Origin of the sequence: Pseudofrankia coriaricola, assembly GCF_001854805.1 — a bacterium.
Lineage (GTDB): Bacteria > Actinomycetota > Actinomycetes > Frankiales > Frankiaceae > Pseudofrankia.
This window is the reverse complement of sequence record NZ_MBLO01000221.1, coordinates 51,697-71,989: the sequence shown is the minus strand read 5'-3', so window position 1 is coordinate 71,989 and position 20,293 is coordinate 51,697. Positions and strand designations below refer to the sequence as shown.

The 20,293-nt window shown below is 73.8% G+C and carries 9 protein-coding genes; all 9 read right to left on the bottom strand.

Translation table 11 applies throughout. The features are described from left to right. Window positions 1-97 precede the first annotated feature (97 nt). Window positions 98-4,990, bottom strand: coding sequence for a non-ribosomal peptide synthetase (locus BCD48_RS26560; RefSeq protein ID WP_071051100.1), 4,893 nt, complete (start codon window positions 4,988-4,990; stop codon window positions 98-100). Continuing rightward, complete coding sequence (locus tag BCD48_RS26555) at window positions 4,987-11,775, bottom strand: non-ribosomal peptide synthetase (RefSeq protein WP_071051099.1); 6,789 nt, start codon at window positions 11,773-11,775, stop codon at window positions 4,987-4,989. The genes BCD48_RS26560 and BCD48_RS26555 overlap by 4 nt, the downstream gene beginning before the upstream one ends. Before the next feature lie 182 nt (window positions 11,776-11,957). Beyond that, a complete protein-coding gene (locus BCD48_RS26550; protein ID WP_071051098.1) occupies window positions 11,958-12,650 on the bottom strand; it encodes a GNAT family N-acetyltransferase in 693 nt (230 codons plus the stop codon). Window positions 12,651-12,909: 259 nt separating this feature from the next. Then, window positions 12,910-13,800, bottom strand: coding sequence for an NAD(P)-dependent oxidoreductase (locus BCD48_RS26545; RefSeq protein WP_071051097.1), 891 nt, complete (start codon window positions 13,798-13,800; stop codon window positions 12,910-12,912). Between the two features lie 148 nt (window positions 13,801-13,948). Continuing rightward, window positions 13,949-14,854 carry a siderophore-interacting protein gene (locus BCD48_RS26540; protein WP_071051096.1) on the bottom strand — a complete coding sequence of 302 codons (906 nt, stop codon included), beginning with the start codon at window positions 14,852-14,854 and terminating at the stop codon, window positions 13,949-13,951. Window positions 14,855-15,063: 209 nt separating this feature from the next. Next, window positions 15,064-16,221 (bottom strand): acyl-CoA dehydrogenase family protein, encoded by a 1,158-nt coding sequence (locus tag BCD48_RS26535; protein ID WP_071051095.1) that lies wholly within the window; start codon window positions 16,219-16,221, stop codon window positions 15,064-15,066. Further along, window positions 16,211-17,887 carry a long-chain-fatty acid--ACP ligase MbtM gene (mbtM, locus tag BCD48_RS26530; protein WP_241842003.1) on the bottom strand — a complete coding sequence of 559 codons (1,677 nt, stop codon included), beginning with the start codon at window positions 17,885-17,887 and terminating at the stop codon, window positions 16,211-16,213. The genes BCD48_RS26535 and mbtM overlap by 11 nt, the downstream gene beginning before the upstream one ends. A 2-nt stretch (window positions 17,888-17,889) precedes the next feature. After that, the gene (locus BCD48_RS26525) at window positions 17,890-18,129 is read right to left on the bottom strand and encodes an acyl carrier protein (RefSeq protein ID WP_071051094.1); all 240 of its coding nucleotides are present in this window, start codon (window positions 18,127-18,129) and stop codon (window positions 17,890-17,892) included. A 429-nt stretch (window positions 18,130-18,558) separates the two neighbouring features. Then, the gene (locus BCD48_RS26520; protein WP_071051093.1) at window positions 18,559-20,292 is read right to left on the bottom strand and encodes an ABC transporter ATP-binding protein; all 1,734 of its coding nucleotides are present in this window, start codon (window positions 20,290-20,292) and stop codon (window positions 18,559-18,561) included. Between the last annotated feature and the right edge of the window lies 1 nt (window position 20,293).

Genomic DNA, 20,293 nt, shown 5'->3' with positions numbered 1-20,293 from the left:
GTATTTGTCGGCAGGTACAGGGACAGGAGGTTCGAGATCCGCGCGGTCTGCCTGATTCCTCATCCGAGGAGGTCAGGCAGGTGTGCCAGACTCGCGGCTACCGGCGCCGCGCGGACCCAGCCAACAGCGCGACCGCGTCGAGCAGGTGGCCACCGAGGACGTCGAGGTCGGCCGCGGCCAGGACGTTGCCGTTCGCGCGCAGCGTCGTCACGAGCGCCGCGGGCGAGCCGGGGCCTTCGACCGAGCCGACGGCGCAGATGACCTCCAGGTCGTAGCGCAGCGGCAGGTCCGGCTCGGGGTCGGCCGGCAGCAGGTCGTGCAGCGTGCGGTCGGTGACGGCCGCCCAGCCGCCGGCGGCGTCCGGTCGCTGGTCAAACCGGCCGAGGTAGTTGAACTCGATCGGGGGAACCGCCGCCGCGCGCAGCCGCGGATCGTCGCGGACGCTCTGGGCGAGCCCGAAGTCGAATCCCTGGTTCGGCACCGCCGCGAGGCGCCGCGCGGTCGCCGCCGCGGCCCGCCACAGGGCCGCGCCCTCGTCGGCCGCCGGCTCCTCGGCTCCCCCACTCCCCCGCGCGCCGTCGGCCTCGGCCGCGCCGTCGGGCGTGCCCGCGCCGTCGGCCTCGGCCATGCCGTCATGCGCGCCCCCGCCGTCGGGCTCGGGCGTGCCATCGGCCTCGGGCGCCGTGGGCACCCGGAACGGGAAGACGCTGGTGAACCAGCCCACCGTCGCCGACGTGTCGACATCGTTGGCATCGTTCGCCGGGGGGCGGTCGGCTCCCGCCGCCTCGTCGCCGGCCGCCGCGACGAGATGGTCGAACCGACCGTGGGACTCCAGGTCGACGACCACGTCGGGCAGCGCGGCGCGCCAGTGGCGGACCGCCCAGCCCAGCGCGGCGAGCAGCAGCTCGCGCAGGCCGACCTCGCGGCTCACCGCGCCGACCAGGGCCGCGGTCGCCTCCGGTGAGGCCGCGAACGTCGCGACCGTCAGGTCGGCGGCCCGGTCGCGTGCCGGGTCGGTGCGCCGCGAGCCCAGCGGCCGGTCCGCCCCGGCAAGCTCCGCGGCCCAGTAGGGCACCTGGCCCGCGACCTCGTCGGTTTGCGCGCGCCGGCGCGCCAGCTCGCCGAAGCGCCGGTAGCTGGTCAGCTCACCGGTCGCCTCGCTCGGTCGGGCCAGCGCCCGGAGCATGATCGCCCAGGACACCGCGTCGACGGCGAGATGGTGCACGGACAGCTGGAGCAGGTCGGCGTCCGGCAGGTACAGCGCGGCCAGCATCCGCCCACGGCCGGGGTCGACCCGGTCGATGGTGGCCCGGGCCTCGGCGCCGAGCGCGGACGCCGCGTCGCCGGGCACGACCCGCAGCACGTCGGCCGCCTTGACCGCCCCGACCGGATGGGTCTCCAGCGCGTCCCCTGCCGGCGCCAGCGCGGCGCGCAGCATCGGGTGGCGATCGAGCAGCATCTGCAGTGCCGCCTCGACGCCCGCTGTCCCGGTGCCGGGCGGCACCGCCAGCAACTGCGTCTGCGTGAAGCGGCGGAAGGAGCGAAGCTCCAGCAGCCACGTCGCGATCGGCAGCGGCGGCACCGCGCCCAGCCCCTCGTCCGCGAGCCCCGCCGGTCCGTTCGCCCCGCCGGCCGCGGTCCGAGCCGCCAGCGCGTCGGCGGCCTCGGCCAGGTCGCGGATGCCGCGGCTGACCGCCACCAGCCGCGGCGTGAGCACGACACCGACGGCCCGCGCCCTGCTCACCAGCGCGATCATCGAGATGCTGTCGAGCCCCAGGTCCGCGAGGTCCGCGTCGACGCCGGCGGGAGCCGCGCCGAGCAGCTCGGTCGCGACCGCCCACAGCGCGCGTTCGGTCGCGGTGGCCGGCTGCGCCTCGGCCGCCTCGGCCGCACCCACGCCCACGCCGCCCGGACCGCCGGCGGCGAGCGCCTCGAGGGCGCGGGCGTCCACCTTGCCGTTGGCGGTCATCGGCAGCGTGTCGACGAGCACGAACCGCGCGGGCACCAGGTGCGCGGGCAGCCGGTCCGCCAGCTGGGCGCGCAGGGTGGCCGGCGACGGCGAGGCCGGGGCGGCGACGCCGCCGGCCGGGACGACGAAGGCGACGAGGGCCTGGCCGGCGCCTCGCGCCACCGCCCGGACGACGGCCGTCGACACGCCGGGCACCGCGCGCACCGCCGCCTCGATCTCCGCCGGCTCGACCCGGTAGCCCCGGATCTTGACCTGGTCGTCGTCGCGGCCCAGGTACTCCAGCGTGCCCGCCGCCGCGCGGCGCACGACGTCGCCCGTGCGGTACATCCGTTCCCCGGGCTGGAAGGGGTCCGCGACGAAGCGCCCGGCGGTGTGCCCGGGCCGGCCCAGGTAGCCCCTGGTCAGCTGGTCGCCGCCCAGGTAGAGCTCGCCGACCACACCCGAGGGGGCCAGCCGCAGCCGGGAGTCGAGGACGTAGGAGCGCATGCCGGCCACCGGGTGGCCGATGCTCGGCTCGGCGGTGTCGGCGAGCGCGGCCGACGCCGCGTCGACCGTCGTCTCGGTCGGCCCGTAGAAGTTGTGGACGGCCGTGGTCGGCAGCGCGCGCAGCCGGTCCCACACGTCGGGCCCGACCGCGTCGCCGCCGAGTCCCAGCACCGCGAGGGGGCAGCGCTCCCCATCCGGCGTGGCTTCCAGCAGGCCGGCCTGCGCGAGATGGCCGAACATCGACGGCGACGTCTCGATCATGTCGAGGCCGAACCGCCTGACGCCGTCCACGAGCCTGGCCGGGTCGCGCTGTTCCTCCGCGTCGAACACGTGCAGGGCGTGCCCGGCCAGCAGCGCCAGCGTCGGCTGCCAGGACGCGTCGAAGCTCATCGACCAGGCATGGCCGACCCGCAGCGGCCGGCCGAGGCGGCGGGCCGCCGGCTCGTACACGCGGGCGCGGTGGTCGGCGAGCAGGGCGGCGATCCCCCGGTGCGTGCCCACCACGCCCCGGGGCTCGCCCGTCGAGCCGGACGTGAAGATCGTGTAGAGCGCCTGGTCGGGCAGCACCCGCACGGCCGGCCGCTCGGCGGGCCGGCCGGCCACCGACGCGGCCGTCCCCGGGCCGTCCAGGTTCAGGACGGGCACGGCGCGGCCCGGCAGCGCGTCCGCGGCGGCGATCGCGAGCACCGCCGAGGTCCGGTCGACCAGCGTGGCCAGGCGCGCCGCGGGCACCGGCCACTCGACGGGGACCGACGTGCCGCCGGCCAGCGCCACCGCCAGCAGCGCCACGACGAAGCGCGGGCCGCGCGGCAGCGCGATGACGACCGCGTCCTCCTGGCCGACGCCGCGCGCGCCCAACTCGTACGCGAGCCGCGCGGCGGCCGCGCCGAGCTCGCCATAGCCCAGCCGGCCGGGTTCGGCGCCCCCGCTCGGGTCCGCGTGCGCCGCGGGCCCGGTGGACCAGGTCATGGCCAGCGCCGCTGGCGTGTCCTGGACGTGCCGCCAGAACAGGTCGCCGACGGTCGCCGGCTCGTCGCGCCCCGCGTCCGCCGAGCCGGCCGTCCTGCCCGCCTCGGCGGGCGCGGGCGGGCCGGTAGGAGTGCGCTGTGCACCGCCCTCATCAGACTCGGCATCGGCGTCCGGGCCGCGAGACGGCTTCGCCGGAGTGAGCAGGATGGTGCGTTCGCCGGGCAGCAGGATGTCGAGCGTGTCCGGGTCGGCGTCGGCGTGGCCGGGCAGTGAACGCAGGACCTGGAGCAGCCGCTCGCCGAGCTGGCCCGGGTCGATGGTGGGCAGGAGGTCGGCGCGGTGCTCCAGCACGACGCGCAGCTCGCCGTCGGCGAGGTAGGGCACCAGCGTGAGCGGGTAGTGGGTGAGGCTGTCCAGCCGCAGCGGCGTGAACACCACCCCGTCCGGTGCGCGCACGACGTCCGCCATCGACCCGCGCGGGGCGTTCTGGAACACCATCAGGGTGTCGAACAGCTCGGGATGGCCGGACAGGCGTTGCAGCGCGGCGAGGCCGACGCCGCCGTGCGCCCGCATGCCGACCACCCGGCGCTGCAGGTCGACGCAGCCCTGTCGGACGGTGTGGGCGGTGTCGAGCCGCGCCCGGACCGGCACGGTGTTGATGAACAGGCCAACCATGTCCTCGACGCCGGTGAGCTGTTCGGGCCGGCCGGCGACGGTCGCCCCGAACACCACGTCGCGGCGGTCGGTGAGCCGGCCGAGCAGCACCGCCCAGGCGAACTGGGCGAGCGTGTTGACGGTGAGCCCGCTCTCACGCGCCCAGCCCACCAGCCGCGCGGTGTCGGCGGCGTCCATGCCGACCTCGACCGACACCGGCAGCGCGGCGGCCGTGCCGCGGCGGCCGGGGGCGAGGATCGACGGCTCGGCCAGCCCGCCGAGGTAGTCACGCCAGGCGGACCGGGCCAAGCCCGGGTCCTGGCGCCCGAGCCAGGCCACGTAGTCGCGGTACGGCCGGACCGCCGGCAGGTGGTCGGTCCGGCCGTCACCGAGGTAGCCGGCGACCAGGTCGCGCAGCATGGTCGGCACCGACCAGCCGTCGACGACGATGTGGTGCACCGTCCCGATCAGCCGGTGATGGCCCGGCTCGGTCGTGGCGAGGGCGAAGCGCATCGCGGGGCCGGCGGCGAGGTCGAACGGGACGCGGCGCTCCCGGTCGGCGAGCGCGTCGAGCTCGGTGCGCGCGCAGGTCACCTCCCGCCAGGCAGGCGCGGCGCCGTCCGGCACGATCTGCACCGGGTGCGGCAGGTCGCGGTCCCAGAACGACACCCGCAGGTTCGGGTGCCGGTCCAGCAGCGCCACCGTGGCGCGCCGCAGCCGGTCGACGTCGAGAGGCCCGTCGATGTCGGCGACGAACTGGATCGTGTACGGGTCGACGGCGCCCGGCTCGCGGGCCTGCGCGAGCGCGTACAGCCCGGTCTGCAGCGGGGTCAGCGTGAGGACGTCGACGATCCGGCGGCGCGACGCGTCGGTCGTGCTCGCGTCGGTCGTGCTCGCCTCGGCGGTGCTCATCGGGCCCTCCAGGCGCGCTCGAGCGCGGCGAGATCGGTCGCGTCCAGCCCGGACGCGCTCATCGGGTCGGTCTCGGGCGCGAGCCAGTCGTCCAGCCCGTCGCTGTCCGGGCCGCCCGGCTCGCCGTCACCGGGCGCCGTGCTGTCGGCGCGGGCCGCGTCGATCGCGGCGGCGACAGCCTCGACCGTCTCGTGCTCGAACAGCAGCCTGGGCTCCAGGGGCAGGCCGGCCTCCCGCGCCTTCGCGGACACCTGGATCGAGACGATGCTGTCGCCGCCGAGGGCGAAGAACCGGTCCGAGCGGCCGACCCGCGGCACGTCCAGCACCTCGGCGAGGATCGCGGCCAGGGCGCGTTCGGTGTCGGTCATGAGCTCGTCGGCGACCGCCGTCGCCGCCAGGTCCGGCGCGGGCAGGTCCGGTCGGTTGATCTTCCCGGACCTGGTCAGCGGCAGCTCCGCCAGGACGACCACCGCGGCGGGCACCGCGTAGCTCGGCAGCCGTTCGGCGACGTGTGCCCGGACCAGGTCCGCGAAGGCCCGGTCATCCGCGCCGCCGGCCGGTGGAGCCCCGCCGGGCGTGTCGACGGCCGAGGTGTCGACGGTCCACGAGTCGACGGCATTCGCCGCGTCCGCCGGTGACGCCGCGGTGGCGCTGGTGGCGGCGCGGACGACGTAGCCCACGATGGCGTCGGCGCCGTGCAGCGGGTGCAGGCGCGCGGCGGCGGCACCGACGCCGGGCGCGGCCCGCAGCGCCGCCTCCACCTCGCCGAGCTCGATCCGGAAGCCGCGGATCTTGACCTGGTGGTCCACCCTGCCGGCGAAGCGCAGCCGCCCTTCCGCGTCCCACCAGCCGCGGTCGCCGGTGCGGTAGAGCCGTCCGCCCGGCTCGGTGGCGAACGGGTCCGCGACGAACCGGCTGGCGGTCAGGCCGGGGCGCCGCCAGTAGCCGCGGGCGAGCTGCGCGCCGGACACGCAGACCTCCCCCACCGTGCCCGGCGGCACAGGGCACAGGAGGTCGTCGAGGACCACGATCCGCGTGCCGGGGACCGGCCGCCCGGCGGCGAGCCGGCCGGGCATGACGGTCGCGCGCACGATCGCCCCGGCCGTCTCGGTCGTCCCGTACGAGTTCACCAGGTGGCTCTCGGGCGCCGCCGCGGCGAGCCGGTCCAGCAGCGGGTCCAGCAGCGGCTCGCCGCTGCAGACCCAGCGGCGCACCGAGCCGACCGCGTCGGGAGCCGTGTCGACGAGCGCGCTGACGGCGCTGGCCACCATCGTCACCTGGCCGACCGGGTGTGCCCGCAGGAGCCCAGCCAGCGCGGACAGGTCCCGGGCCTGCTCGTCGTCGGCGAGCAGCAGCTCGGCGCCCGCCGCGACGGCGGCGAGCAGCTCCAGCGGGCCGTCGAGAAAGCTCAGCGCGCCCTGCGCGAGGCGCACGTCCGGTTCGTCGACGGGATACCGCCGGGGCTGCCAGGCGAGCCGGTTCGCCATGGCGCGCTGGGTGCCGACGACACCCTTGGGCAGGCCGGTGGACCCGGAGGTGAACAACAGGTAGGCCGCATGGTCGCCACGCAGGCCTAGCTCGCCCGGCGGGTCGGCGTCGGCGATGGCGGCCTGGGTGGCCGGGTCGTCGAGCACGACGCGCGGCGTGCCCACGGCCTTGGCCCCGGCGCCGGGGGCGGGCAGCAGGTCGGCGACCGCCTCGGTGGTGAGCACACAGACGGCCTCGGCGTCGGCGAGCATGAAGGCGAGCCGCTCGGCCGGGAGGCGCAGGTCGAGCGGGAGGAAGGCCGCGCCGGACTTCATCACGGCGACCAGCGCCACGAGCATGTCGAGCGTGCGGGGCAGCGCGACGGCGACGAAGGTGTCCGGCCCGGCGCCGAGCGTGCGCAGGTGGCCGGCGAGCCGGTCGGCGCGCTCGTGCAGCGTCGCGTGGTCGATCGTCGCCCCACCGCACCGCACCAGCCCCCCGGCGGGCGCGGCGCGGCGCGCCTGTTCGAGCAACTCGGGCACGGTCGCGGGTACGGGCTCGACCGCCAGCTCGGGCTCCGGGTCGGGCCAGCTCCACGCGTCCAGCGAGGCACGCTCCCGCGGGGACAGCACGTCGATCGCGGGAAGCGGGCTGTCGGGGGTGGTCGCGAGCGCGTCGAGCACCCGCAGCAGGCGGTCGGCCATGGTCCGCACGGTGGCCTGGTCGTACAGCTCGACGCGGTAGTTGATCCCGCCGCCGAAGCCGTCACCGTCGGCGTAGAAGTCGAACGTCAGGTCGAACTTGGCCGTCGTGTCGACCGGGGCCTCCGTGCGCAGCGTCGTGCCGCGCTCGTCCAGCGCCGTGCTGGTCAGCCCGGACTCGCGCAGGTGCACCAGCACCTGGAACAGCGGGTGGCGGGCCGTGGTGCGCGCCGGGTTGACCGCGTCCACCAGCCGTTCGAACGGGAGGTCCTGGTGGGCGAGGGCCGCGAGCGCGAGCGCCCGGGTCCGCCGTAGCAGCTCCCGCCCCGTCGGCGCGCCCGACAGGTCGTTGCGCAGGACCAGGGTGTTCACGAACATGCCGACGGTCCGCCCGACCTCTGGGCGGGTGCGGCCGGCGACGGGCGTGCCCAGCGGGATGTCGGTGCCGGCGCCGAGCGCGCGCAGGGTGAGCGCCACGGCGGTCTGCAGCACCATGAACTCGGTCGCGTCCGTCTCCCGCGCGAGCTGGGCCAGCCGCTGGCGCAGCGCCGGCGGCACCCGCAGCGCCACCGTGTCGCCCTGGTCGGACTGGACGCGGGGCCGGGGCCGGTCGCGGCCCACTGCGGTGTCCTCGGGCAGGTCCGCGAGCGCCTGGCGCCAGAACGCGACCTGCTCCTCCTCGAGGGTGGGCCGGCCGCCGTCCTCCCGGCTCCGCCGCGCCGCCTCGTCCGAAGGCTCTTCCGGCACCCGCGGAGTGAACATCTCGCGTTGCCACAGGGCGTAGTCGACGTACTGGACGGGCAGCGGGTCCCAGCCCGGCGCGGCACGGGCGACGCGGGCCCGGTAGGCGGTGACCATGTCCTGGAACAGGACCGGCGCCGACCACTCGTCGGCCGCGATGTGGTGGACGACCACGCTCAGCCAGTGCAGCCGGGGCCCGACCCGCAGCACGGTCGCCCGGATCGGCGGCGCGGCCGACAGGTTGAACAGGTGCCCGGCGAGGCTCGCCAGCTGGTCGCGCAGCGCCCCGCGCGGATCCGGCTCCCCCGTCAGGTCGACCACCGGCACGTCCAGCGGGAGCGCCGGCCAGATCTCCTGGTGAGGCACCCCGTCGGCCTCCGGGTAGACGGTGCGCAGCACCTCGTGCCGGTCGGTCACGTCGCGCAGCGCCGCGGCCAGGGCGTCGACGTCGAGCTCACCGTCGACGCGGGCGGTGAACGGGATGTTGTAGGTGCCGCGCGGACCCTCGACCCGGTAGCCGACCCACTGCCGCAGCTGGGCGTAGGACAGCGGCGGCCGTTCGGGCCGGTGCGGGTGGGCGACGATCGGCGGCAGTTCCGGGCGGTCGGGGGTGACGCCGGCGAGCCGTGCGTCGACCAGGGCGGCGAGACCGGCAGGGGTCGGCGCCTCGAACGCGTCGGCGAGCCGCAGGCGCACCCCGGTCCGCGCCTCGACGGCGGACAGCAGTGACGTCGCCAGCAGCGAGTGCCCGCCGAGCTCGAAGAACCCGGCGTCCACGCCGACGCGGTCGCGCCCGAGCGTCTCGGCGAACGCCGCGCACATGAGCTTCTCGGTCTCGGTCGACGGCTCGCGGTCCGACTGGCCCGAGGACAGGTCCGGGACGGGCAGCGCGGCCCGGTCGGCCTTGCCGTTCGCGGTGACGGGGATCTGCCCCATCCGGACGAACGCGGCCGGCACCATCTGGGCGGGCAGCGCGCGGGAGAGGTGGTCGCGCAGCTGTCCCTCAAGCCCGCCGGGGCCGGACCAGTCCCGCTCCCAGCGCTCGGCGGACCGGTTGCTGGCGGGCACCACATAGGCGACGAGAACTGTCCCCAGGCGCTCGGCCTCCGTGGCCAGGACGACGCACTGGCGCACCTCGGGGTGGCGGGCGAGCACGGCCTGGATCTCCCCGAGCTCGACGCGGAACCCGCGGATCTTCACCTGCTCGTCGGCGCGGCCGGCGAACTCCAGCTCGCCGCCGGCGTTCCAACGGCCCAGGTCACCGGTGCGGTAGAGCCGCCCGCCGCCCGGCCGGACGGGGTCGGCGATGAACCGCGACGCGGTCAGGCCCGGCCTGCCCAGGTAGCCGCGGGCGAGCTGGCCACCGCCGATGTAGATCTCCCCGACAGTGCCGGGCGGCACGAGCCGCAGGCGCTCGTCGAGGACGTAGACCTGGGTGTCCGCCTTGGGCACGCCGATCGGCACCGTGCGGGTGCCCTGCGGCGCGTCCACGACGTAGCGGGTCGCGGCGAGCGTGGTCTCGGTCGGGCCGTAGAAGTTGTGCAGGCTGGCGTCGAAGGTGCGCCGGAACCGGTCGGCCAGCTCCCCCGGCAGCGCCTCACCGCCGATCGGCACCAGGCGCAGCGACTTCCAGTCCGCGGTGCCCGGCAGGCTGAGGAACAGGTCGAGCAGCGAGGGGACGAAGTGCATCCAGCTGATGCGCTGCTCCTCGAGCAGCCCGGTCAGGTATGGCAGGTCCTGCAGTCCGCCGAGACGCGGCAGGACGAGGCGCGCGCCAGCGCACAGCGGCCCGAACAGCTCGCCGACCGAGACGTCGAAGCTGGGCGAGGCCACCTGCAGCAGCGCGTCGTTGGCGCCGACCGAGTACTCCTGCCTCAGCCAGGAGAAGTGGCCGCAGATGGCCGCGTGCGAGACGGGTACGCCCTTCGGCGCCCCCGTCGAGCCGGACGTGTAGATGACGTACGCCGTGTTGTCCGGCAGCAGCGGGCGGACCCGGTCGGCGTCGGTGGGCTCGGTGGCGGGCAGCCCCGGGTCGTCCAGGTCCAGCGGCCCGTCCAGGACGAGGCGCGGTCTCGCGTCGGCCAGCATGTACTCGATGCGGTCCGCTGGGTACTCGGGGTCGACGGGCAGGTAGGCGGCGCCGCTGGCGACGACGCCGAGCGTCGCGACGACCATGTCCAGGCCGCGGGGGTAGCGCAGCGCGACGACGTCCTCGGTGCCGATTCCCTGCCGGATCAGCCGGTGCGCGAGCCGGTAGGCGCGGGCGGTCAGCTCGGCATAGGTGAGGGTGGCCTCGTCGGCGACGACCGCCGGGGCGTGCGGGGTGCGCCGAGCCTGCTCGGCGACGAAGGCCGGCAGCGTCGGCGCCACCATCGTGACGGGACGGCCGGTCGAGAAGCCCAGCAGCTCGGCGTGGCGCCGATCGCTCAGCACCCGCAGGTCGCCGACGGCGGTGCCCGGCCCGCGGACAGCCGCGCCGAGCAGGACGACGAGCTCCTCGAGCAGGCGGCTCGCCATCTGGTCGGGCAGGACGCCCGGCTGGTAGGTGGCCTCCAGCAGCCAGGAGTCGTCGGCGGTCGGCTGTGCCATCACCTCGAACGGCAGCTGCGCGACGGCGCCGTGCAGGTCGAGCCGCTCGGAACGCAGACCGGGCACGGTGAGCCCCGTCCACGCGCCGGAGCGGGCGCCGAACCCGACGCGCGCGAGCGTGTCCAGCCCGCCGCCCCGGTTGGCGAGCGCCTCGGCGACGATGCGTTCCAGGCCGACGCCCTGGTGCGCGAACGCCCCGGCGCACACGTCCCGGGTGTGCTCGACGAGCGCCTGGAACGAGCCGGCGCCGGCGACCTGGATCCGCAGCGGGAGCGTGTTGCCGAAGTAACCGAGCGCGCCCGCGGCGCGCTGGCTCGGCCGGTCGACGACGGGGGTGACGACGACCAGGTCCGTCGCGCCGGTGACGCGGTGGGTCAACGCGGCGAACGCGGCGGTGAGCACGGCGAACGGGGTGGCGCGCAGCGACCGAGCGAGGGAGCGGACCTGGGCGGCGACGTCGGCGGGCACCTCCGCCTGGCGGTGCCCGCTCGCGCCCGGCGTGCTGGCCGTGGCGGCGGAGCCGGGTGCGGCGGCGGCCGTCCGCGTGAGCTCGCCCGGGAGTTCGAAGGGCTCGATCGATCCCGCGAGCGCGTCGTGCCAGTAGGCCAGGTCCGCGGCGGCGGAATCGGCGCCGGGACGCGCGGACGGGTCGAGAACCTGCAGGTCCAGGTACTGGGCCGGCGAGGTCGGGCCGGTGGCGCCGGTGGCGTACGCCTGGGAGAGGTCGGCGAAGAACGGCTCCCAGCAGTCGTCGTCCCAGGCGATGTGATGCGCGACCAGCAGCAGGACGTGCTCGTCGTCGCCGGTGCGCAGCAGGGTCAGCCGCAGCGGCGCGTCGCGGGTGAGGTCGAACGGACGGGTGAACTCGCCGGCCGCGAGCCCGCGCACCCGAGCCTCCCGGGCGTCCGCCGGCAGCGCGCGCAGGTCGTCCGCGGCGAGCGGGAGCGCGGGTGCCGCCTGGACGGTCTGGAACGGGGTGCCGTCGGCGTCCGCGTGGTACGTGGTGCGCAGGATCTCGTGCCGCTCGGCGACGGCGGCCGCGGCACGTGCCAGCCGGTCCCGGTCGAGCTCGCCGGCCAGCCGCATGGCCACGCCCACGTTCAGGTCGGCGCGGCCGGCGTCGACCTGGTGCAGGAACCACATGCGCCGCTGGCCGGATGACAGCGGGTAGCGGTCGTCGCCGCCGCGCCTCGCGGGCGCCGCGACGGCCGGCTCCTGGTCGGTCAGGCCGCGCTCGGTCAGGGTTCGGCGCAGCAGCGCGCGCCTGCGGTCGGTGTCGTTCCCCATGCCTCGTCGGCCTCCCGAGTCGCGCAGTCAGCAATGTCAGGTCGTCTTTGGTGCGGCGGCGGTACTGGTGGCCGGCTGCCGCCTGGCCGTCGGGCCGCGTGGCCGAAGAAGAGCGCGGCCCGACGGCCAGTGGGCGGGTGCAGGGCCCCGCGGGCCGGCGTACCGGCGGGCTCGCGCGCCGGTCAGTCGACGGGTGCGGATGACTCGAGGCTCTGGTACGCGGGGGGCGCGTCGTTCTGGTCGCGCGGCCAGGCGAAGAGCACGATCGTGCGGGGGGGCATGTGGTGCAGGCCGAGCTCCTGGCAGCCGGCCCCCTTGCAGACCAGCCGGGCAGGGGTGTTGCGGTGGTCCGGTTCGAACACGACCCGGCGGCACCGCGGCTCCGCTTGGAAGACGCCCTCGACGAGGCTGCGCAGCCCGTGTTCGACGCCTCGGGCGGGCATGGCCGAGCGCATCACGACGGCGGCGTGCAGTCCCAGGTCCCACGGGTCGCTGTCGTAGAAGGTGGAGATCGTGTCGCGGGAGGCCCGGTACAGCTCCAGGTAGCCGACTGTCGTGTCCTCGTAGCTCAGCATCAGAGGCCGGGAGAAGTCGCTGTCCAGCTGCGCCCGCAGGTAGCGCCGCCAGCGGTCCGCCGGCCAGGCGGAGTTCCAGGTGTGGATGAGCAGGTCGCGGCTCATCCACTCCGACACCAGCTCGGCATCGGCTTCGGGGTCGGCGAGCCGCACCACGAACGGGGCCGGCATCACCGGCAGGGGCGGGGCGGGAACCGCGAGGACCTCGGGAGGGAGGCCTGTAACCCGTAGCCGAGGCAGCAGGTTGTCCTCGCCGGACTCGGCGGTCGCCGTATCGGCGGGCGCGGGTTGGGCGGGCATGTCTGATGTCCTCCATCGGGATCGGTACCTGGCGGTGGCCGCGGCCGGCCTCACTGGCCGGAGCCGTGACGGGAGCGGATGGTCGGTGGCCGGGCGGTGGCCGTGTCGTGGCGCCGTCCCGGCCACCTGGGCCAGGGCAGGCCGCCTGAGGGCGTGGGCGTGCGCCCCGCGCCGGTTTCCAGGCGCGCCGGGACGTGCAGGTCAGAGATGGTCAGCGGTGGTGCGGTGGGCACCGGCGATCGGCGCTGTCAGCGGCCGATCAGTACGTCTCCTGCCTGGGACGGGCCGGCACCAGCGCCGCGAAGGAGGAGAAGTCGAGCCCGGCGTTGCCGGACCGGATGTTCTCCGCGAGCAGGTCCAGGACGCGCAGCGCCGAGCGCGGCGGGGCACCGATCCGGTTGCCGTGCGCCCAGGCGAGGTCGATGTCCTTGTGCATCAGGGCGGTGGTGAAGTCGGGCCGCCAGTCGTTGGAGGCCGGGCTCTGGGGCGCGACCCCCGGTACTGGAAAGCGGGAGCGGGCGATGAAGCTGTCGCCGGTGGAGTGGCCGAGCACGTCGTGCAGCGCCTGGGGGTCCACACCGGAGCGCTGGGCCAGCTCCGCGCACTCGGCCAGCGTGAGCAGCTGGGCGCACACCAGCACCTGGTTGCAGAGCTTGACGACCTGGCCGGCGCCGACGTCGCCCGCCAGCGCGACGTAGCCGGCGTAGGCGTCGATGACCGGTCGCACGGTCTCGAACTCGTCCGCCTCGCCGCCGACCATGACCGCGAGCGTGCCCGCCTCGGCGCCCTGCGGACCGCCCGAGACCGGCGCGTCGAGATAGTGGCCGCCCCCCTTGCGGACGAGCTCGCCCAGTCGCGCCTCGGTGTCGGGGCCGACGGTCGAGTGGTCGACGATCGTGCGGCCGCGGACGACCGGCAGGCATTCGACGACGACCGAGCGTACCGCCTCGTCGTCCGGCAGGCACAGGAAGGTGATCTCCGATCGCGCCACGACGTCGGCGGCGGTCGGCAGCGGCTCGGCCCCGAGAGCGGCGAGTTCCCGCACGGGCCCGGGAGACCGGGACGCGCACGCCAGCTCATGCCCCGCGGCCAGCAGCCGCCTGGCCATGGGCCGCCCCATCGTGCCGAGCCCGATGAACCCAGTTTTCACCGCACCTCCCATATCGGTCCGAGGTGCCTTAGGTTAACCTAACCAAACCAAAGTAACCACCCTCTGGGCTGGCTACCTACCCGTCCGCCTACCCGTCCGCGCGCCTCGGTGCCGGCCCGGCTTTCGGTCACGCCTCGCCGCCGACGGCTCAGACCTCGAGCTCGACGCGCTCGCGGACGGCCGGGTCGGTCGGGTCGGCACCCGCGGCAAGCTCCGACTGGTAACGGACGAGGTCGGCCCCGTCACGGGCCTCGCTGTCCAGACCGGCCTTCCAGTAGGCGGTGGCGTGCAGGTCGTCCGCCGAGACGGCGAGTTCCCCCAGCGCCCATCGGCGCAGTGCCCTGACCACGCCCGCCTCCGCCGCGAGCCAGGCCTGCACCCGCCCACCCGGTCGTTCGTGCAGCCGCACCGTCTGCTCCAGCGGCGAGCCCGCGCCGGCGGGCGAACCGCCGGACACGGCGCGGACGCGGACGTTGTCGCGCGTGGGCACGAGCGCCGCGTCATCCTCATCGTCGACGGCGAGGTAGACCGACGCCTCGACATCCGGGGGCAGCGACTCGACGATGGCCGCCACGGCGGGCAGCGCGCTCGAGTCCGCGACGATCAGATGGCGGGTCACCCCCTGCGCGGCGTAGAAATCACGCCGCATCCCGACGAGGCCGAAGGCGTCGCCCGGGCAAACGCGGTCCAGCCAGGACCGGACCAGCCCGCCGGCGTGGAGCATGGTGTCGAACTCGAGGCTGCGCGCCGCCGGGTCAAAACGACGGACGGTGAACGCCCGGTACTGCGGTGCGCGGCCCGCGGACCGCCAGCGAGGCAGGCCGTACGCGTCCCATTCGACGTCGTCGGCCGTCGAGGGACCGTCCGGAGGAAGCATGGCCTTGAACGCGTCAGCGGCCATGACCTCGCGGTACGCGTCGAGACCGTCGCCGTGGACCGTGACCCTGGCGAAACCGGGAGACAGCGCGACCACCGACTCGACCCGGACGACACAGGCGATCCGCGAGGATCCGTCCCGAGTGATGCGCCGGATCTCCTGTCGGATCCCCGCCACGATGCCCCACCCCCTACCCAACCGGATAATAAGGGAAGCCTAACCTAAGTTGTCCGCCGCGCGGAAGTCCTGGTCCGCGCATCGTCGAGCCGGTCGGCGGCCCGACGGTGACGGTTGGTATACGCCGCACGAGCTGCCCACGGACGCCGGCGTGCTGGCCGCGCGGACGCGCCCGTTCGTCCGCTTGTTCCGGACGCTGTCCGTTGCCGTCAGCTGATAGCGGCGGAGAACGCCCGATAACCCTCGACGTCCGGCTTCATCGCCGCCGCGACGAGCTCCCAGAGGACTTCGTCGGTGCCTCCGCCGACGCGGGCGAGCTTCATGTCACGCCACCAGCGCGCCAACGGCGTCTCGTCGGTGAGGAACGCCGAGCCACCGAAGATATGCATGCATTCACCGATGACCTCCTCGCCAAGGCGGGCCGCTGACACCTTCATCGCCGCCGCGGTGCGGAGGTCCAGCTGCCCGCCGGCGGCGATCCCGGTCAGCGCGTACCGAAGCATGTCCACCCGCGCCTGCAGGTCCGCCACCCGCAGCCGCAACGCCTGGTGGTCGATCAGCTTCTTGCCGAACTGGGTACGCTCCTGCATTCTGGCCAGCGTGATGCCCAGCACCTGATCGCAGGATGCGGCGACCTGCCCGGCGACGGAAAGACGCTCGTGGGCCAGCCCCCAGCTCACCACTGCCAGGCCCGTCCCGGCCCGAGCGATCAGATGGTCGGCCGGCACCCAGGTGTCGATCTCCACGGCCGACGTCTCGAGCGGCCCGGCGCTCACCGTGGCGTAGGGCGGCATGATGGTGACCTTGCCGGTGGGTACCAGCACGAGGGCGACGCTGCCGTGCCGGCTCGATGGATCATGGTTCACGCTGCGGGCGACGACCAGGATGTAGTCGGCGAGTGGTGACAGCGAGACGAACTTCTTGCGGCCCTTCACCCGCAACCCGTCACCCTCGGTGCACACCTCCGTTTCGACGATCTGCAGGTCGGATCCACCGGACGACTCGGAGGCGGCCAGGCAGAGCACTGCTTCACCGCGGATCGCCTGTTCTGCCACCGACTTCAGCATCGCGGATCGGCCGAAGCGGCGCATGATCGAGATCGCCGAGTCGTGCAGGCTGACGCCGACACTGACCCCTGCCGATCCCAGCCGGCCGAGTGTGTAGGACAACTCGTTGAGCTTGGCGAGGTCGGGAGTGGTGCGATCACCCCATTTCTCGGCGAAGACCCCGGCGGCCCCCATCCGTCGCAGCAACAGGCGCGGGAACCGCCGGGTGGCCTCCGCCTCGGCCACCCACTCTCGCACCTGGTCGTCGAATACGGACTTCAGCAGGTCCCGGTAGCCTTCGACCGACGCGTCAACGGTCATTCCAACATCCCGACTCGAGTAGTTTCCTGGTCTCCAGGCGGCGCAGCTTGCCGGAGGTGGTCAGCGGCAGCGCACTGGGTCTCACGAACACCACGTCGGCCGGGACGACACCGCACTCGGAGGCCACCGCGGCGATCACCTCGCGGCGGGCGGACTCGGGGTCGCCGCCGCGGAACTCGGCTACGATCACCAACCCGGGGCGGGCTGACGCCCCGTCAAGCGCCACCGCCACCACACGGCCGCCGCGGACACCGCGCACACTCGCCACGCACCGCTCGATCTCCACGGGAAACAGGTTGCGACCAGCGACGACGACGATTTCCTTGGCCCGGCCACAGATCACCGGACGGTCGCCGACGAGGTAGCCAAGGTCGCCGGTGGGAAACCATTCACCGTCGCCGAGCGGCGCGTGCCCCAGATAGCCCGTCATCATCGACGTGCCGCGGATCTCGACGTGTCCTACATCCCGATTGTCGATCCGGGGGATGTCGACACCATTCGCCTCGACGATGCGGACCTGCATCCCGCCCAGCGGCCCGCCGAGTATCGCGTATCGACGGCGGACGGGGTGACCACCATCCTCGGGTGAGGTGACGGTCACCTCGTCGTACTGCGCGCCCTCGCCGGGCGCGGGCATGGTGACCGCGCATGTCGATTCGGCCATGCCGTAGGCCGGCGCGGCCGCGTCGCGGTCGAGCCCGAACTTGGCCGCCACGTCGAGGAAGGCGTCGAACGCGTCCGCGTCAATCGGTTCGCCACCGCTGATCACGTATCGCAGGTGCGACAGGTCGGCGTTCTCGACCCGGCGCCCGTACCTACCCACGATGTCGTAGGCGAAGTTGGGCGCCGCGGTGATGGTGGCCCGGGACTCGGTGAGCCACTGCAGCCACTTGAAAGGTGCCGTCACGAAGGCGGAACTGGGCGCGATCCACAGTGGAGTACCGGTGGCCATGGCGACGATCACGACGATCAGCCCCATGTCGTGGTACATGGGCAGCCAGCTCAGTTCGACGTCGTGGGTGGGACGCAGTTCGAGACGCGCGACCAGCTCCGCGATGTTGCTGCGGACGGCCGCGGCCGACATGACCGCCGTCTTGGGTTCGCCGGTCGAGCCGGCGGTGCCCTGCAGCACGGCCGCGGCGTCGGGACCGACGTGACGCCCGACGAAGCCAGTGATGTCGGCGTCTCGCCCGTACTGTTCGACCCGCGCGATCCGCAGCCGCCCGTCGACCTTCGACAGCGGCGTGAGCTGCTTGCCGGAACCGAGCACGGTGCCCACACCGATGCCGACGAACCGTGCGTAGGTGCTTTGGGCCCAACGCTGCTCGTCGGCGCCCCGGATCGGACCGGGGAGAATGGACACCGCGACCCCGGCCAACCAGGCGCCCTGAATGGCCGCGATCAGATCCACGGTCGGGGCCCCGATCAGGCCGACGGCGCTCGGTTCGCGGCCTTCGCTCTCGGTGAGGATCTGCGTGGCGATCTGTTCGGCGCGGGCATGGACCTCTCGCCACGGGCGGGTTTCCCATGCGCCGGACGCCGCGTCGAGCACCGACAGCGTCCCGTCTCCGGCGCGCATCGCTCGGCTGACCGTCGTGGCCAGATCACTCGACCTGGCGATCTCGTCCAGATTGCCGTTCGCCTGCGCCACGCTCGCCTGCGCCACGCTTAGACTCGCTTCGCGAGGACGGCGTCCTCCAGGTCGGCCACCGTCTCGCAGTTCAGCATCTCCTCCTCGGACAACACCACGCCGAACGTGTCCTCGATCGCTACCATCCCCACGGCGAAGGCGACCGAGTCGAGGCCGACCTCGTCGATAAGGTGCGACTCCCGGGTGATGCGCGAGGTGTCCACCTGCAGGTCGATCCGCAGGATCTGCTCCATCTCCGGACTCAACGCATCGGACATTCCGGCTCCTTGTCGTTCGTTGCGAAATTGCCGTTCATCGAGTCTGGTATTCGCTGGCCCGTGTGCTGACTGCCGCAGGTGGGTGTCCGGCTGTTTCCAGAACGTCGCGCAGGGACGCGTCTCCCAGAAACCGAGACACCGGAATCCCCCCGGATAGCTGACCCAGATCTCTCTGGCGAGGCGGCCGGCGGCACGGGCCGTGCCGGCGAGCTCTAGCGTTACGAAGGTGAGGCTAACCTAACTTTCTCGCGAAGGCTAGCCCGAGCCCCCGTATTTGCGCGTAACCTCGCCCCTTCCGACCATGATCGGAAATCCGGCTCACACGGCCCGGCCTGCGCCGATGCGCGACCAGGAGATTTCGGTCATGATGGGAAGCTCAGGCTGGCCGCAGCGTTGCGTCCGCCGGCCGAAAACACGTGTCGCGTCGTTTCACCCCGCTGCCGCAAGCCGCCATCCCCGTGCACGGTCTCGCTGTCGACAGAACTGTGCGTAGCGCCCTTCGCGCCTGATGAGCTCGGTGTGGGTGCCACGGTCGACAATCTGGCCATCCTCGACCACCAGGATCTGGTCGGCGTGCGCGACGGTGGACAGTTTGTGCGCGACGACCACCACGGTCTTGCCCTCGATGAGTTCTCGAATCCCACGGACCACGACTGCCTCGTTGTACGGGTCCAGCGCACTGGTCGCCTCGTCGAGCAGCACGATCGGGGCGTTCTTGAGCAGCGCCCGCGCGATCGAGATCCGTTGCCGTTCGCCACCCGAAACGTTCGCCCCGCGCTCACCGACCACGGTCGACCAGCCGTCGGGCAGCCGCTCGACGATCTCGTCTACCGCGGCGATCCGCGCGGCCTCGCGGACCTCGGCGTCGGTGGCGTCCGGCCGGCCGATCCGGATGTTGTCCTCGATCGTCTGGTTGAACAGGTAGACGTCCTGGAACACCGGCGAGATCTGCGCCATGAGGGTCTCCAACGACATCTCGCGCACATCCTGACCGCCGATCCGGATGACCCCGGTGTCGACGTCGTAGAACCGGGCGGCCAGGCGGAGCATCGTCGTCTTGCCCGAGCCACTGGGCCCCACGATGGCTGTCGTCGTGCCGGCCGGAACGACGAAGGACTGGTCGCGGGCCACCCGGGTACCCGGCTCGTAGCCGAACCCGACGTTGTCGAAGGTGATCGAGTTGTCCGCGGGTCGCGCGTCGATCTCCGGGTCGCGGAGCTCCTCGGCTTCCAGCAGATCGTGCACTCGATCCACCGCGGCGGAGGCGACCCGGACGGCGGTCCCGACGTGGGCGAGGTGGGTCGGCGGATCGATGAAACGCGCGGTCACCACGATGAGCGCGATCGCCGACGCCGCGGAGACATCGCCCGCCGTGGCCCAGGAGACCACCAGGTAGACCAGGATGAGGAAGACCAGCTGCACGACCAGCGTGAAGGCCACAAGGCCCGGCACGGCCGCCGCGGTCAGCGCCTTCGAAGCGCGTCGCTGCTTGACCAGGGCGATGTCCAGAGCGCGGGTGCCGCTGCCGACCGCGCCGAACGCGCGAAGCGCCGACTGGGCGACGGCGAACTCCAGCACACGTGCGTTGGCCTCGGCCGCGGCGCGATGCATCCGGTCGTCCGCGCCGCGGTAGGAGCGCCCGGCGAGGGCATTGACCACGGCCATCACCGGCAGCCCGAGGAGCATGGCCGCACCGAGGCGCCAGTCGACGAACAGCAGTCCAACCGCGATGCCCAGGGGGACCGCGATGCTGGTGATCAGAACGGCGAGCAGGTGGGCGAAGATGCCGAGGACCTCGCGGACCTCGCCCACCACGACCCGCGCGACGGCGGCGGAGTCGCGACCGGTGAACCAGCCCAGCGGAAGCGTGCTCAGGTGGTCGCCGAGGCGGGTGGAGACACCGCGCAGCATGCCGACACCGATGCGCAGGCCCTGCATGAACTGCAGGTAGGCACCGATCGCGGCGATGGCGACCGCGCCCGCCATCACCGCCAGCCAGATCGACGCCGTGCCCCAATCGCGGTCCAGGAACCCCTCGAGCAGCGGGACCAGCACCACGTACGCCGCGGCCTGGGCGACGCTGTAGACGCCGAGCGCGCTCAGATACGCCGGCAACGGCCGGCGGGCGTCAGCAGGCACCAGGGCCATGGCCTTGCGGATCATC

What these genes read in the sequence shown, in the direction of transcription:
- BCD48_RS26525 (WP_071051094.1), bottom strand. Translation starts at nt 18,129, where the DNA reads ATGTCCGATGCGTTGAGTCCGGAGATGGAGCAGATCCTGCGGATCGAC.
- BCD48_RS26550 (WP_071051098.1), bottom strand. Translation starts at nt 12,650, where the DNA reads ATGCCCGCCCAACCCGCGCCCGCCGATACGGCGACCGCCGAGTCCGGC.
- BCD48_RS26520 (WP_071051093.1), bottom strand. Translation starts at nt 20,292, where the DNA reads ATGATCCGCAAGGCCATGGCCCTGGTGCCTGCTGACGCCCGCCGGCCG.
- BCD48_RS26555 (WP_071051099.1), bottom strand. Translation starts at nt 11,775, where the DNA reads ATGGGGAACGACACCGACCGCAGGCGCGCGCTGCTGCGCCGAACCCTG.
- BCD48_RS26535 (WP_071051095.1), bottom strand. Translation starts at nt 16,221, where the DNA reads ATGACCGTTGACGCGTCGGTCGAAGGCTACCGGGACCTGCTGAAGTCC.
- BCD48_RS26560 (WP_071051100.1), bottom strand. Translation starts at nt 4,990, where the DNA reads ATGAGCACCGCCGAGGCGAGCACGACCGACGCGAGCACGACCGACGCG.